16 protein-coding genes and 1 tRNA gene are annotated in these 13,510 nt (G+C 54.9%); 8 read left to right on the forward strand and 9 right to left on the reverse strand.

The annotated features are described in order from the left end of the window. The first annotated feature begins 61 nt into the window (after positions 1-61). Positions 62-1,330, forward strand: coding sequence for a M16 family metallopeptidase (locus IEW06_RS03870; RefSeq protein ID WP_187733812.1), 1,269 nt, complete (start codon positions 62-64; stop codon positions 1,328-1,330). Positions 1,331-1,415: 85 nt separating this feature from the next. Here the strand turns inward: IEW06_RS03870 and IEW06_RS03875 are convergent, their stop codons facing one another. The 3 genes from IEW06_RS03875 to IEW06_RS03885 all read right to left on the reverse strand — a co-directional run bounded on the left by IEW06_RS03875 (position 1,416) and on the right by IEW06_RS03885 (position 3,286). After that, on the reverse strand, positions 1,416-1,889 hold the full coding sequence (locus IEW06_RS03875; RefSeq protein ID WP_187733811.1) for a hypothetical protein: 474 nt from the start codon (positions 1,887-1,889) through the stop codon (positions 1,416-1,418). Between the two features lie 131 nt (positions 1,890-2,020). Beyond that, the gene (locus IEW06_RS03880) at positions 2,021-2,401 is read right to left on the reverse strand and encodes a hypothetical protein (RefSeq protein ID WP_187733810.1); all 381 of its coding nucleotides are present in this window, start codon (positions 2,399-2,401) and stop codon (positions 2,021-2,023) included. A gap of 300 nt (positions 2,402-2,701) precedes the next feature. After that, positions 2,702-3,286, reverse strand: a complete 585-nt coding sequence (locus IEW06_RS03885; protein WP_187733809.1) for a hypothetical protein — start codon at positions 3,284-3,286, stop codon at positions 2,702-2,704. A gap of 204 nt (positions 3,287-3,490) precedes the next feature. Here IEW06_RS03885 and pheS point away from each other — a divergent pair, with 204 nt between their 5' ends. The 4 genes from pheS to IEW06_RS03905 all read left to right on the forward strand — a co-directional run bounded on the left by pheS (position 3,491) and on the right by IEW06_RS03905 (position 6,108). Continuing rightward, on the forward strand, positions 3,491-4,537 hold the full coding sequence (pheS, locus tag IEW06_RS03890; RefSeq protein ID WP_187733808.1) for a phenylalanine--tRNA ligase subunit alpha: 1,047 nt from the start codon (positions 3,491-3,493) through the stop codon (positions 4,535-4,537). Positions 4,538-4,600: 63 nt separating this feature from the next. Next, a complete protein-coding gene (locus IEW06_RS03895) occupies positions 4,601-5,500 on the forward strand; it encodes a 3-hydroxyacyl-CoA dehydrogenase NAD-binding domain-containing protein (protein WP_188547485.1) in 900 nt (299 codons plus the stop codon). Beyond that, positions 5,484-5,936: a Rieske (2Fe-2S) protein gene (locus IEW06_RS03900; RefSeq protein ID WP_188547487.1), complete on the forward strand. Its 453-nt coding sequence runs from the start codon at positions 5,484-5,486 to the stop codon at positions 5,934-5,936. Before IEW06_RS03895 ends, IEW06_RS03900 begins: the two co-directional genes overlap by 17 nt. Positions 5,937-6,031: 95 nt before the next feature. Next, positions 6,032-6,108 (forward strand) — tRNA-Asn (locus IEW06_RS03905). Positions 6,109-6,213: 105 nt separating this feature from the next. Here IEW06_RS03905 and IEW06_RS03910 read toward each other — a convergent pair. Further along, the gene (locus tag IEW06_RS03910; RefSeq protein WP_187733806.1) at positions 6,214-6,711 is read right to left on the reverse strand and encodes a carboxypeptidase-like regulatory domain-containing protein; all 498 of its coding nucleotides are present in this window, start codon (positions 6,709-6,711) and stop codon (positions 6,214-6,216) included. Positions 6,712-6,977: 266 nt separating this feature from the next. On the opposite strand from IEW06_RS03910, the gene IEW06_RS03915 reads away from it, so the two are divergent. Beyond that, positions 6,978-7,148 carry a hypothetical protein gene (locus IEW06_RS03915; RefSeq protein WP_187733805.1) on the forward strand — a complete coding sequence of 57 codons (171 nt, stop codon included), beginning with the start codon at positions 6,978-6,980 and terminating at the stop codon, positions 7,146-7,148. A 71-nt stretch (positions 7,149-7,219) separates the two neighbouring features. Here the strand turns inward: IEW06_RS03915 and IEW06_RS03920 are convergent, their stop codons facing one another. From IEW06_RS03920 to IEW06_RS03940, 5 genes are all read right to left on the reverse strand, one after another. After that, complete coding sequence (locus tag IEW06_RS03920; protein WP_187733804.1) at positions 7,220-7,906, reverse strand: sterol desaturase family protein; 687 nt, start codon at positions 7,904-7,906, stop codon at positions 7,220-7,222. An 82-nt stretch (positions 7,907-7,988) separates the two neighbouring features. After that, positions 7,989-8,519, reverse strand: coding sequence for a shikimate kinase (locus tag IEW06_RS03925; RefSeq protein ID WP_187733803.1), 531 nt, complete (start codon positions 8,517-8,519; stop codon positions 7,989-7,991). A 93-nt stretch (positions 8,520-8,612) separates the two neighbouring features. Beyond that, positions 8,613-9,671 carry an ABC transporter permease gene (locus IEW06_RS03930; RefSeq protein WP_188547489.1) on the reverse strand — a complete coding sequence of 353 codons (1,059 nt, stop codon included), beginning with the start codon at positions 9,669-9,671 and terminating at the stop codon, positions 8,613-8,615. A gap of 148 nt (positions 9,672-9,819) precedes the next feature. Beyond that, positions 9,820-10,926 (reverse strand): BT_3928 family protein, encoded by a 1,107-nt coding sequence (locus IEW06_RS03935; protein ID WP_187733802.1) that lies wholly within the window; start codon positions 10,924-10,926, stop codon positions 9,820-9,822. A gap of 124 nt (positions 10,927-11,050) precedes the next feature. Next, positions 11,051-11,596 carry a DUF1599 domain-containing protein gene (locus tag IEW06_RS03940; protein ID WP_187734223.1) on the reverse strand — a complete coding sequence of 182 codons (546 nt, stop codon included), beginning with the start codon at positions 11,594-11,596 and terminating at the stop codon, positions 11,051-11,053. Between the two features lie 189 nt (positions 11,597-11,785). On the opposite strand from IEW06_RS03940, the gene folP reads away from it, so the two are divergent. Together folP and cdaA are read left to right on the forward strand one after the other, a co-directional pair. Next, positions 11,786-12,670 (forward strand): dihydropteroate synthase, encoded by an 885-nt coding sequence (gene folP / locus IEW06_RS03945; RefSeq protein ID WP_187733801.1) that lies wholly within the window; start codon positions 11,786-11,788, stop codon positions 12,668-12,670. After that, on the forward strand, positions 12,667-13,506 hold the full coding sequence (gene cdaA / locus IEW06_RS03950; RefSeq protein WP_187733800.1) for a diadenylate cyclase CdaA: 840 nt from the start codon (positions 12,667-12,669) through the stop codon (positions 13,504-13,506). Before folP ends, cdaA begins: the two co-directional genes overlap by 4 nt. Positions 13,507-13,510 lie beyond the last annotated feature (4 nt).

The raw sequence follows: 13,510 nt of genomic DNA on the forward strand, positions 1-13,510 counted from the left end.
CCGAATAGCTTCACTGCTGGTTTGCTATTCACTTTCCACCTCGATTTTAGCCTAGGTTTTAATGATACACTTCCAAGAATTCACCCTCGCCAACGGCCTGCGCTGCATCGTTCACGAAGACCACTCCACGCCCATGGCCGTGCTGAACGTGCTCTACAATGTGGGCTCGCGCGACGAAGACCCCAGCCATACCGGCTTTGCTCACTTGTTCGAGCACCTCATGTTCTCCGGCTCGGTGAATATTCCGAGCTACGATGAGCCGTTGCAGCGCGTGGGAGGCGAAAATAACGCCTTCACTTCCCCCGACATTACCAATTACTACCTCACGTTGCCCGCCGCCAATATCGAAACCGGCTTCTGGCTCGAATCGGACCGGATGCTGGGGCTGGCTTTCTCCGACAATGGCCTCGAAGTGCAGCGCAAAGTGGTGGTGGAGGAGTTCAAGCAGAATTACCTGAACCAACCTTACGGCGACGTGTGGCTGCGCCTGCGGCCGCTGGCTTACCAGCACCATCCCTACAACTGGTCGACTATTGGCAAGGAAATCAGCCACATCGAAAACGCGGTGATGGATGATGTGCGCAACTTTTTCGCCAAGCACTATGCCCCCCAGAACGCCATTCTGGTCGTGGCCGGTGCCGTGTCGTTAGCTGAAGCCCAACGCTTGGCCGAAAAGTGGTTTGGCCCCATTCCCGGCGGCCCGCGCTACGAGCGCCAATTGCCCGCGGAGCCCCGCCAAACGGAAGCCCGCTTTCTCGAAATCACGGCTGATGTACCGTTGAGCGCGTTTTATAAAGTGTACCACATGCCCGGCCGCGCCGATGACGCCTACACGGCCGCCGATCTGCTTTCGGATGTGCTGGGCCGGGGCAAGTCATCGCGCCTCTATCAGCGGCTGGTAAAAGACCGACAGCTTTTTAACGGCATTTCCGCTTCCTGCACCGGTTCCTTGGAGCCTGGCCTGCTGGTTATTAGCGGCAAGCTCAACACCGGCGTAAGTCTGGAAGAAGCCGATGCCGCCGTGCAGGCCGTGGTAGCTGAGCTGCGCACAACGCCTGTAACCGCCGAAGAGCTGGAAAAAGTGAAGAACCAGGCCGAAGCCAGCATTGTGTTCAGCGAAATTGAGCTTCTGAACCGCGCTATGAACCTGGCCTACAGCAAGCTTATGGGCGACGCCAACCTGGTAAATGAGGAAAGCGCCCGTATTCAGGCCGTTACGCCGGAGCACGTGCTGGAAGCCGCGCAGGAAATTCTACGACCTGAAAATAGCAGCACGTTGTATTATCGTGCTCAGCCTAAAGCTGTTGAGCAACTGGTGGCCGCCGAATAAAGCGAACTGATAATTGCTTTAGCAGCTTCACAAAAAAGCCCCCCAGCAACTTGCTGGGGGGCTTTTTTGTTCGGATGAGGTTGTTTTACCAGTCGCTGGTACCTGACTGGGTTTGCTTGGCCGGAGCAGGTGCCGCGGGTGGAGCCGTCTGGTTGCCAAGCGTGTTGGTAGCTTGTGCGGGAGCCGGAGCAGGTTGTGCATCGGCACGACGTACGCGCTTAAATGGCTTGTTCAAAGGACGACCCATATAGTCGGTCGTAACGCGGTGAGTAGGAGCTGCGGTAAAACCGGGAGCTACCTGCTGACCACCACTGCGCGACATAGGGTCACTTTCGGCTTCATCAACGTAAGCCGCCGCGGCAACCCAAGTAGCTGGGGGTGTGTCGGTTTTAGGAGCAGCCTGGGCTGCTGGTTGCGCCGATTGGGTCGCAGGTTGTTCAGACGCAGGTGCAGTCTGCGCAGGTTTAGGAGCGGCCGGAGCGGGCTGCTGTTGAGCCAACGCTTTGGTTCCACCCAAACAGGCAGTCAAAATCAGGGCTGAAAAAGCAAGTCGAAGCATAGTAAAGTAGGTTAGCTGTTACAGGTTGTAACGCCCCTAATACGATTTCTCGTACAAAAGTGCCTGAATAGTAGTCGATTATTCGAAAAACTATTCAGGCACCTTCTGCTTTACCTTTGAAAATCAGGAGATTATTGCTTCTTTTTCGTGGTGACCGTCGTCGTTTTTTTTACGGGTGTCTTCTCCGAAGAAAGCGTTGACGAGCTAGAAGCGGCCTTCGCAACAGGCTTTTTCAAGGGGCGGCCCATATAGTCGGTAGTGGGCGGGCTGGGCATGTTCAGGCGCATGCCGGGAGCTAGCTTTGTCGTTTCCTCATTGCGCCGACCGGAGCGGTCGTAGCGGGAGTAAGCACCAGCGCGGGGCTTCGCACGCACATTGCTGGTGCGGTGGTAGCCATTGGTGGTTTTTTTGGTAGTCGTGGTGGTGCGTTTCTTGGTCTGAGTTTGAGCTTGGGCAGGTTCCGCCACAAACAAAAACACAAGGGCCACGACGGCAAGTAAACTAATTTTCATAGGGCAAGAGAAAAAGGTGGCTATGTAAGCAAAGCAAAGGGGCAACAGCTTATCGCCGCCACCCCATTACTCTGAATTTTATCCCCGCATCAGATACTTAGAGTGTCCTCTACAGGAGGCAAATTTGTAATAACTGTGCCTTCGAAAAAGCAAAGACAAGGCCAGTAAAACCCTTTGTATCATCACAATTAAATATTGTGTGATAGTACTCTTGCCATATACGTGCATTTTAATAGCACGGATAAATGAAGTTAAAAATCGCATTTAGCTACTTGAAACAAGTGCTAAGCAGGCGACCAGTTACCAAGAAGTGGGCGTATCGTCGTCGGCGTTGGCAGGAGCCGCAGTAGGCTGCGAGGCCAAAGATGAAGATGAGGAGCGACGAATTTTGCGCTTCAGCGGACGGCCCCAATAGTCGGTGCTCACGCCGCGGTAAGGCGAACTGCTCATGCCTGGCGCTACCATCACGCCGGAAGAACGCATCATAGGATCAGTTTCGGCGGCAGCTTCAGTCTCTGCACCAGCGGCGGCAACGGTAGCAGCGGCTTTTTTAGCGGCTTTATTATGCTTTTTCAAAGGTTTGCCCCAATAATCAGTGGTAGGCTTCTGGTGAGTGCTCAGGCTAATGCCAGGAGCACTCATCCAGCCGGTGCGGTAGTTCGTTACTTCTTCGGAAGCAGGAGCCGGAGCGGCAGTAGTTGTTGGAGCGCTACCCCAAACGTCGTCATCGGCAGAAGCCGGAGCGGCAGAAGCTGGCGCGGCCGGAGCAGCGGCTGGCTCAAACCACTCATTGGTGGTTGACTGAGTGCTATTAGGGGTTTGTGCTTGAGCGGAAGTATGGAAGATGGCGACCAGCGCCAGGGCAGATAACAAAAAGGATTTCATAGGAAGGGTGAGTTGGCGATGAGTATCGGACCAGAACCTCTGGCCACCGTCGGAAGACTAACGGGTGGCGCCCCTCGTTTAGTCTTTTACCGTTTCTGTCTAGCTTTTTGCAGCAATCGTACCAATTTCTAGAAAGCCCGAATTTGATACGTCGTGAAATAGTACCTATCGGATTTTGAGTCGGACGCGTACCTTTGCTCTACTATGCAGGAGACTATCACCCAGCTGCGGGCGGCCATTGAAGCCCACGACCTTTCCACACCCGAACAAGTAGAGCAGTTTCGCCTGGCCTTCACAGGCCGCAAGGGCCAGCTAGCTGACCTGTTCGACCAGCTCAAAACCGTACCCCAGGACCAGCGCCGCGCCGTGGGTCAGGAGCTAAACCAGCTTAAGCAACTGGCGCTCGATCGGTTTACGCAGCGTCAGCAGGAACTGGACGCAGCCCGCGAAAATGCCCCCCAGAACCCTGAATTTGACTATACATTGCCGGCTGTGCCGCAGGCTTTGGGTACGCGTCATCCGCTGAGCCTAGTGCGCGAGGAAATGGTGCGCATCTTCGCTCGCATTGGCTTCAACGTGGCAGAAGGCCCTGAAATTGAGGATGATTGGCACAACTTCACGGCCCTGAACTTCCCCGAAAACCATCCGGCCCGCGACATGCAGGACACGTTTTTCGTGCGCCGCAACCCCGCTGAGCCAAAGGAGGATTTTCTGCTACGTACTCATACCAGCACTGTGCAGGTGCGCGTAATGGAGTCGCAAGCGCCGCCTATTCGCAGCATTATGCCGGGCCGCGTGTACCGCAATGAAGCCATTTCGGCCCGCGCCCACATGATGTTTCATCAGGTGGAGGGCATTTTTATTGACGAAGGCGTAAGCTTCGCTGACTTGAAGCAAACGGTTTATTACTTCGTGCAGGAGATGTTCGGGGCCGATATCAATATCCGCTTCCGGCCGTCGTTTTTCCCCTTCACCGAGCCCAGCGCCGAAATTGATATCACCTGCCTTATCTGCAAAGGCACGGGCTGCAACATCTGCAAAGGCTCAGGCTGGGTTGAGATTGGCGGCTGCGGCATGGTTGACCCTGCTGTGCTTCAGCACTCCGGCATTGATCCTGAAGTGTACTCCGGCTACGCCTGGGGCATGGGCATTGAGCGCATTACGATGCTGAAATATCAGATCAAGGATTTGCGTTTGTTCACGGAGAACGATTTGCGGTTTCTGCGGCAGTTTGAGGGCATTATCTCTTAATAAACCGCTGCTCTTTAACCTAGATCACACGCCTACCACTTCCCTTTTTTTGCTTGATTAGCTATGACTACATCCTCCGAAAACGCCATAGCTCCTGAGCAGTCGGTTCCGCAGCAGATCAGGACAATAGCGGTGGTGGGTGCGGGCACAATGGGATTGGGCATTGCTCAGCTCTGCGTGCAGCACGGCTTCCCGACCATCTTATTTGATCTGAACGCTGATATTCTGGCGAAGGCAGAGGTAGCTATTGCGGCTGGCTTAGGCAAGCTGGTAGAGAAAGGAAAAATACCCCCCGCAGAACGGGAGGCAGCCCTGGCCCGCCTCCACCCGACCACCGACTTAGCCATTGTGCAGGCCGATCTGATTATTGAGGCCGTGGTAGAGAAACTTGCGGTGAAGCATGAGCTTTTCCAAAACCTGGCAGCCCAAAATGCCCCCCAGACTATTCTGGCTTCCAATACGTCGTCGTTGCCGATAACCCGGCTGGCGGCGGCAGTTCCGCACCCGGAGCGCGTTGTGGGGATGCACTTCTTCAATCCGGCCCCCCTGATGGCGCTGGTGGAGGTAATCAGCGGCGTGGCGACGGCCCCAGCGGTAGCCGATGCGGTGCAGGCTCTGGCTGAAAAGCTTGGCAAGCAGCCCGTGCGTGCCGCCGATGCCCCAGGCTTTATCGTGAATCGGGTGGCCCGACATTTTTACGTCGAGAGTCTCAAGCTGGTCGAGGAGCAGGTAGCGCCGTTTGAGGTGGTGGATGAGCTGCTGGAGGCTACCGGTTTTCGGATGGGCCCGTTTCGGCTCATGGATTTGATTGGCGTTGATACCAACTTCTCGGTGACCAGCGCGATGTTCGAGGCATTCCATTACGACCCCAAGTTTCGGCCCAGCCGCATTCAGCAGCAGAAAGTAGATGCGGGCCATCATGGCCGCAAAACGGGTAAGGGATTCTATGACTACTCTCGCTAAAAAAGCCCCCCAGCGCACCCTATTGGCCTTAGCGCTGACTTTGGTGCTCGGCTTCGGAGGCTGTGGCGACTCTAACAGTGCCGAGCCGCTTATTCCATTTGTAAGCTTTATAGAAAGTATAAGCGTTCTGGATCAGCGCTACCCGCAGCTGCGCACCGACAACGGCGCGGTGGAGATACCCGGCGGCGTGCGTGGGCTTATCATCGTGCGCCAGAATGCTACCACTTACCTCGCTTTCGAGCGCAATTGTCCTTATCGCCCCTACGATTCGGGGTGTTCTACAGTGAGCGTCGATGCTTCCCGCTTGTTTCTGGTTGACGACTGCTGCGGCTCGCAATTTACGCTACAAGGCCAGGCGCGCGGTGGCCCCGCCCCCCGACCACTACGTCAGTACGCTACTTCGATCTCCGGTAATCTGCTGACAATCACCAATTAATGAAGTTAGCTAAAAGAAAAAGCAGAAAGCATTTGTGATTTTTACAGCTTTGCCCTAACATTGCACCCGCAACGACTGATAAAGTCGCCATAACCGCTTCCTTAGCTCAGCCGGTTAGAGCATCTGACTGTTAATCAGAGGGTCCCTGGTTCGAGCCCAGGAGGGAGCGCCAAAAAGGCCAGTAATAGACTACACACAGTCTGTTACTGGCCTTTCTCTTTGGTGATGATAGCGCTCAGGGTTACTCTGAATGACATGAGGACCCGATAGCCTTCTGCTAGGGTTTGCGATAGGCCTTTTCGGCCGCTTTCTCCCGTTGTTTGCGCTGCCGCTCGTAGTTCGGCAGCTTATTGAGCTGAATAGCCATCGGGGCTGCTCCTTTCGTGGCTACTTCCTGCTGCTCATAGCCGGCATAGCTCACACGCAGCACGGGCGAAGGCAATAGAGAGCGTAGCAGAAATCCCCCCGCCGAGTTGGTAATGCTGGACTCTTGGGGCGCTCCTACCAGGCTCACCGTGACTCCAGCCAGAGCCTTGCCAGTTTCATCCACTACTGTACCCGTCAGGTTAGCGGGCTCAGCGGGCTTGATAACCTCAGCGGACTTCACATCCGTTGCGGCAGGGGTGGCTGTTGGTGTTTGAGTCGTTGTTGGCTGACTCTTCGTTACCTGACGCGAAACCAGGACACTTGAAGCACTTTTCCCGGTCTGGGCTACTCCCCTGATGGGTAGCAGCAGATAAAGTAAGCTGCTAAGAAAGAGGAAGGATAGTTTCACGACGGAAAGGCTTTGAGTAAAATGAAAACGAAAAGTAGGCAAATAGACGGTTAATCCTATTTATCTGGCAGATATACAGGCAGCAGTAAGGCATTCGTGTTCCGTAGCTTCTGCCTACCAGACTTGAACGCAAGGATTTTGCCACTATATTCTGATGGTCGCTAGTCTTGCATTTAATAAGGCTTCTCAACCTTTTATGAGCCAAGCCAGTATCATCAGGCAGTCTGGTCTTGTGCTGGCTTTCCTCCTCTTCTGTCTGACATCCTATGAAAACTTTTCGTCCTTTTCCCCTCGGCCTCCTCGTACTGCTCACGTTTTCGCTTAGCAGCTGCGACCTCATCGGTGATATTTTCAAAGCCGGCGCCTGGACTGCCCTCATCGGCGTGTTTATCGTGGTAGTGCTCATCGCATTTCTGGTGCGGAAAATGCGTCGCTAGGTTATAGCAAGCTCCATAAAAAAAGCCCCCCAGACCGACGTCTGGGGGGCTTTTTTGCTGGGCAGCAACTATTAGTTGTGCTGTTTATTGGTTTTCTGGTCGGGCATGGTGCCGATGATATGGTCCCAGATAGTGGTGCTCACGCCAAAGGCAATTTCATCCTGCCGATAGTGGTGCTGCGCATGATGATGCCACCATACTTTCAGGAAATTCTTGGGTGGTGCGTAGGCGTGAATAGCGTAGTGCACAAACAAGTAGAGCGCGTAGCCAAAAATAAAGCCCGATAAAATGGCGAAAGCGGCATTGCCGAATACGAACCGAAACAAGAAGAAAAGCAGCGAGGCCACGAAAACTGACACAATGGGCGGCATAGCTAAGCGCGATTTGTCTTTGGGAAACTCGTGGTGTACGCCGTGCATGGTGTACTGAAACTTGGCGCGCTTAGGCGTAGTAGCCGGCAAATGATACAGGTAGCGGTGCATAGCATACTCCGCGAAAGTGAACATAAACCAGCCTAGCAGAAACAGTCCGAAAGCCGAGAATCCGGCAATCAGGCCATGCGTAAGCCCATAATAGAGGCTGCCCAAAGCCGTAATCATGAAAATAGAAACGGGCAGGGCAATATGGGTATGCGTAAGTCTTTCCAGAACCGGATTTTCAAACAACCGCGCTGAGCCTTTATGCTTAGGCTTAATAGTGCCGGGCGTTTTTGCCGGAGTGGGCTGCAAATCAGGTGTGGGAGAGGGAACGGTATTCATATACAAATAAGCTTCTTATACAGAGCAAAAGTACAAACCACAGCGCAAATAAAGCACTGCAGGCTGGCAAAGCGCCAACTGACTAGCCTGTGGTGTAGTAGGTATGGAGCAAATGCCATATCGCTTCCACCGTGCAGATCCCTTCGCAGCGCAAAGGCGCGCGGTCGTAAAACCGTTGGCGAAGTGCTAAGGTTTCACTTATATGGGCCGTTAATGCCTTTTCATCGGGAATATCCGTCAGGAGTGGGCGGCGACTAAGGTTACGACGGAGCCGCTGCAACAGCTCGGGCACCGGCACGGCCAAATACAGCGGAATGCCTGTTGCGAGCAGCAGGTCCATGTTCTGGTGAAAGCAGGGCGTGCCTCCACCTGTGGCCAGCACCATGCGGGGCTGGCTGGTTATCAACGTCCGCAATACGGCTGCTTCCACTTCACGGAAGTAATCCTGCCCGTCGGTTGCGAAGATTTCGAGAATACTGCGCTTTTCGTGGGCTACAATCTCCTCATCCAGATCACGAAAGGGCATTTCCAGGCGCGTAGCCAGGGCCAGGCCAAGCGTTGTTTTGCCCGCGCCCGGCATCCCGATCAAATAAAGGCTATCGTCTGCTATCATAGTGATTATTAGATTCTTCCTCTATCGAAATACTTCTCCACCTTTAACGGCTTGCGAGCAGGCATATTTTGCCCCCAGCCCTCACTGCATCCGCTAGGAAAGGCGCACGCGCGGATCGAGCACGGCGTACAGCACATCGACAACGATGTTGATGACGACGAAAAGAAAGGCGATAAAGATGGTAGCGCCCATAACCACCGGGAAATCAAGGTTTTCAACGGCACGCAATGTTACCGTGCCCAGGCCTTTCCAGTTGAAGATATATTCAATAAAAAAGGCCCCCGCCATCAGCGAAGCCAACCACCCCGATACGGCCGTAATAACCGGATTGAGCGCGTTTTTGAGCGCGTGGCCCACGATAGTCTGGTAGCTGGAAAGGCCCTTCGCCCGCGCCGTCCGAATGTAATCCTGGCTCAACACATCGAGCATAGAGGAGCGCGTAAGCTGGGTAATAACGGCCAGGGGGCGAATACCGAGGGCAAAGGCCGGCAGCAGCAAATTGCGCAGCACCAGGTGGCGACCCGTAAACGGATCGGTTTCGTAGAGCTGACCGGTTAGGTTGAGGCCCGTCCAATGGCTCCAGTAAAAGCCAAACGTCATGGCGATGAGAATACCGGCCACAAACGAAGGCACCGAAATACCCAGCACCGAGGTGGTAATGAGCGCCCGATCGAGCCAGGAATGAGGGCGCACGGCGGCTATCACGCCAAACAGAATACCGAACACGGCCGCAATCAGCATGGCGGCCAGCGCCAACCACAGTGTGCCCGTGAAGTGATCGAGCAGGATGCTCAGCACGTCTTTGTTGCTTTGGAAAGAGCGGCGCAGGTAAGGCGTTTTGAGTACCAGCGCATTTTTGCCCCCCAGCGGCAGCAGCGCCGTGCCACCGTATTTGGCCACGCCCGCCGAGTCGCGCGGGTGCAGTCCCAAAGGCGACACATCGTTGAGGTAACCGACCAACTGCGTGGGCAGCGGCTTATCGAGGCCGAGGTCAGCGGCAATGGCAGCGCGGGTGGCTACGTCGGAGCGCTGGCCAGCCAGCAGGGCTACCGGGTCGCCGGGCAATACCGCGAACAGGAAAAAAACGGTGAGCGCTACGCCGGCCAGTATCAGCACACCTTGTCCTAAACGGCGCAGTACAAAAGAAAACATAGGTTGGGGGGCAAAAAGGGAGTTGTGCTGCTGCTGAACGTCATGCAAAGCAGTAGCGAAGCATCTCGCTAGCGGTAGTAGGATTACCACTCTTACATCAGCACGCGAGATGCTTCGCGGCGCTCTGCATGACGAAAGAAAAACAGTTCTACAACAGATGATCGACGGTTTCCTGATCGGGGATGTCGTGGTAGTGATACTTGCCTTTCACCACGCCATTCTGCAGAATCATAATACCCGGATCGGAGCGGATCATGGACTTCAGCACGGTAGCATCGGCGTAATACACGGGCGCGGCCAGATTTACATCGTGACGGAAGGCATCGAAATCGGCGGGGCTGCTGCTGGTAACGACGATCGGCGTGAGCTTATTCGGCAACGTAGGTGCTTTGGCAATCAGCGCGTTAATTAGGTCGTACCGGTCGCGGTCCGACTTATTGGTATTCTGCACGATGAGCAGCAGCTTGTTGCCCGTCAATATTTCCTTTGTGTGGTCTTTGCCGTCGGCGTCGAAGATGGCGAAGTCGGTGATAATGGGCCGGGAAGCTTCGGGATTCTGCACCTCCATGCTCTTGTACTTCCAGGTCGTGTCGGTCGGATATTGGTCGAACTCCTGGGTCTGGCCGTTGCGCTCCAGCACGTACTTGTAGCGCGCCTGCTCCTGCGGTTTCATCAGGGCCCCGATGTCGTTGCCGACTTTATAGGGCAGAAAATCGAAATACGGCAAGTGCCCGAGGGCCCGCACGCCAATACCAATAGCCACCGCCGAGGCCACCGTGATATACATTACGCCCAACGTGCCCTTGGCAAATACGCGCCGCAGGAAGCGCTGATTGAAGAACACCACCGCCCATAAACCCAACAAAAACAGGTCTTTGAAGAAAGACTGCCAGGGTGTTAGCTTGATAAAATCGCCGAAGCAGCCGCAGTCGGTTACCTTGTTGAAGGCGGCAGAATAGAACGTCAGGAAGCCAAAAAACACGAGCAAGGCCAGCAGCGTGAGCAGCGTTTTGCGCAGGTGCCAGCGCAGCAGCAACGACACGCCCAGCACCACTTCCAGCGAGCTGAGCAGAATGGCCATCGTGCGCGCGAAGCCTTTAAAAACCAGAAAGAAGGAGCCGAAATCCTCGGCAAATACCTCGAAATATTCCTCCAGTTTGAGCCCCATGCCTACGGGGTCGTTGAGCTTTATTAATCCCGAAAAAATAAAAACCGCGCCGAGCAGCACCCAGCAGATATGCGTGATAAGTTTCATGAATTGGATGTATCTGGCAGACTTCAAGGCGCTAAGAGGCTAGGTAGAGGTTACTAAGTTGGGAGTTAAAACCCCATACGCAAACAAAAAGGTCGGGAAAGTGGCCGGAAGCTTCTGCTGCGCGCTACTTCTCCCCTTCCAGCTTTATCAGAGCAAATACGGCGTAGTTCAGCATATCGCGGTAGTTCGCCTCCACGCCTTCCGACACGTAGGTTTTGCCCTCCAGATCCTCAATCTGCTTGGTGCGATGCAGCTTCATCAGAATAATATCGGTGATGCTGGGCACGCGCATTTGCCGCCAGGCTTCACCGTAGTCGTGATTTTTGGCGAACAGTAAATCTCGGTTGGCTTGTATTTCACGGTCGTAAGCGGCGGCTACTTCCGTGGGGGGCAAATCCTGGGGCGAGTCGGCGGGCAGGTGCAGCTGCATCAGGGCAATGACGCAGTAGTTGATGATGGCAATGAACTCCTCGTTCACGCCATCAGCTACCAGCTGGGTGCCTTTTTCCTGAATGGAGCGAATGCGCTGGGCCTTGATATACAGCTGATCCGTAACGGAGGGCAGGCGCAGAATGCGCCAGGCGGTGCCATAATCGTGGGTTTTGGCCAGAAACAGCGCCCGGCACTGCTCAATAACCTGATCGTACTCCTGCTGGGTTTGGGTTTGCAAGATTTTCACTATAGATTTAAGGAACTTCGGATCGTGGAAACGTGGGCACCTGGAAGGTAGGCTGGCGGTGAGAACTAGAGCCAATTGTGGCGCAAGCTTGTTTCGCTTTGACTTCTGCTGAAAGAAGCCCGAAACCATGCAGCTTTTTGCCCAAAACCAAGTCCCTAAGCGCTCAGACCCTAGATTATCATGCTCCAGACCGCCGCGAAAGATACGTGTTTTTCCCCGAGGCAAACCCTGCGTTGCCGCGACGGCCGCGTATTGGATCTGCGCCGGGCGCAGGTCATGGGCATTCTTAATCTGACCCCTGATTCCTTTTACGCCGGCAACCGCATCGCCAGCACCGACGACCTGCTACGGCGGGCCGAAGCGATGCTGCAAGCGGGCGCGGCCATTCTCGATCTGGGGGGCTATTCTACCAGGCCGGGGGCTGAGGATATTTCGGCTGAAGAAGAAAAAGCCCGCGTACTACCTGCGCTGGAGGCCGTACGGGGGGCTTTTCCAGAAGCCTTTTTATCCGTCGATACCTTCCGGGCCAGCGTTGCCGCCGAAGCAATAGCCATCGGCACCGACATCATCAATGATGTAAGCGGCGGCACGCTCGATGCCGATATGTTTGCTACGGCTGGGCGGCTGGGTGTGCCCTATGTGCTGATGCACATGCGCGGCACGCCTCAGAATATGGCGCAGCAAACCCACTACGAGGGCGACCTCGTAACGGAACTCGTGCGCTATTTCCGCGACAAGCTGGCCGCGCTCTATGCCTCCGGCGTGACGGATGTAATTCTCGACCCTGGTTTTGGCTTTGCCAAAACGCCAGTTCAAAGCCATGAGCTACTACGTCGCTTGCCTGAGCTGGCGCTGCTGGGTCTGCCGGTCCTGGCTGGGCTTTCACGCAAGTCACTGGTATACAAACCCCTGGGTCTCACTCCCGAGACTGCACTTACCGGTACAATTGCCGTTAATACAATTGCTTTGCTCAACGGCGCACGTTTATTGCGCGTACATGATGTAGCGGAAGCCGTCCACACAGTGCGGCTCGTGCAACAAACCTTCATCCCCTCCTCCTCGTGATTGGCTCGTTCTCCGTCGGCTTCCTGCGCATAGGCTGGATAGACGTGATTGACGTCTTGCTGGTCACGGTATTGTTTTATCAGCTGTATAAGCTGCTGACGGGAAGCGTGGCGCTGAAGGTTTTTTTGGGCTTCATGTCCATCTATCTGCTGTATCTGGTAGTGAAAGCCGCCGGTATGGAGCTGCTGACCAGCATTCTGGGGCAATTTATGAGTGTGGGCGTGCTGGCCGGCATTATTTTGTTTCAGCAGGAAATCAGGCGCTTTCTGCTCACTATCGGAAAAGCAACGGCCTTCGATAGAGTCCGCGTATTTCCCTGGCGCCGCGACCAAACCGCTGAGCGCATGAGTATTACGCCGTTTGTTGAAGCAGCCAAAAGCCTGGCGGGCAAGAACACCGGCGCCCTCATTGCCTTCACTATGACCTCGGAGCTAAAATTCTACGCGGAGTCCGGCGACCTGATCGATGCCGCCGTGAGCAAGCGCTTGCTGATGAGCATCTTCAACAAAACCAGCCCATTGCACGACGGCGCCGTTATCATTGCCAACAACCGCATTAAGGCGGCGCGCTGCATTCTGCCCGTCAGCGAAAACCCTGACGTTCCGGCATCTCTGGGGTTGCGTCACCGCGCCGCCATCGGTCTCTCGGAAGTGACAGACAGCATCGTGCTGGTAGTAAGCGAGGAAACCGGCCAGATTTCGCTGGTGCGCGCCGGAGAGGTATTCCGCAACCTGTCTTCCTCCGATTTGCGCGCCAAGCTGAATGAGATGCTGTTTGATATGGCCGCAAAAGCTCCTACATCAGCAGCATCGACAGCGACGGAAGTAGCCGCGTAAAGAA

Origin of the sequence: Hymenobacter qilianensis, from assembly GCF_014638675.1 — a bacterium.
Lineage (GTDB): Bacteria > Bacteroidota > Bacteroidia > Cytophagales > Hymenobacteraceae > Hymenobacter > Hymenobacter qilianensis.

Bases quoted from the DNA above. Each gene is read 5' to 3' on its own strand.
- IEW06_RS03870 (WP_187733812.1), top strand. From the start codon at position 62: ATGATACACTTCCAAGAATTCACCCTCGCCAACGGCCTGCGCTGCATC.
- IEW06_RS03875 (WP_187733811.1), bottom strand. From the start codon at position 1,889: ATGCTTCGACTTGCTTTTTCAGCCCTGATTTTGACTGCCTGTTTGGGT.
- IEW06_RS03880 (WP_187733810.1), bottom strand. From the start codon at position 2,401: ATGAAAATTAGTTTACTTGCCGTCGTGGCCCTTGTGTTTTTGTTTGTG.
- IEW06_RS03885 (WP_187733809.1), bottom strand. From the start codon at position 3,286: ATGAAATCCTTTTTGTTATCTGCCCTGGCGCTGGTCGCCATCTTCCAT.
- pheS (WP_187733808.1), top strand. From the start codon at position 3,491: ATGCAGGAGACTATCACCCAGCTGCGGGCGGCCATTGAAGCCCACGAC.
- IEW06_RS03895 (WP_188547485.1), top strand. From the start codon at position 4,601: ATGACTACATCCTCCGAAAACGCCATAGCTCCTGAGCAGTCGGTTCCG.
- IEW06_RS03900 (WP_188547487.1), top strand. From the start codon at position 5,484: ATGACTACTCTCGCTAAAAAAGCCCCCCAGCGCACCCTATTGGCCTTA.
- IEW06_RS03915 (WP_187733805.1), top strand. From the start codon at position 6,978: ATGAAAACTTTTCGTCCTTTTCCCCTCGGCCTCCTCGTACTGCTCACG.
- IEW06_RS03920 (WP_187733804.1), bottom strand. From the start codon at position 7,906: ATGAATACCGTTCCCTCTCCCACACCTGATTTGCAGCCCACTCCGGCA.
- IEW06_RS03925 (WP_187733803.1), bottom strand. From the start codon at position 8,519: ATGATAGCAGACGATAGCCTTTATTTGATCGGGATGCCGGGCGCGGGC.
- IEW06_RS03930 (WP_188547489.1), bottom strand. From the start codon at position 9,671: ATGTTTTCTTTTGTACTGCGCCGTTTAGGACAAGGTGTGCTGATACTG.
- IEW06_RS03935 (WP_187733802.1), bottom strand. From the start codon at position 10,926: ATGAAACTTATCACGCATATCTGCTGGGTGCTGCTCGGCGCGGTTTTT.
- folP (WP_187733801.1), top strand. From the start codon at position 11,786: ATGCTCCAGACCGCCGCGAAAGATACGTGTTTTTCCCCGAGGCAAACC.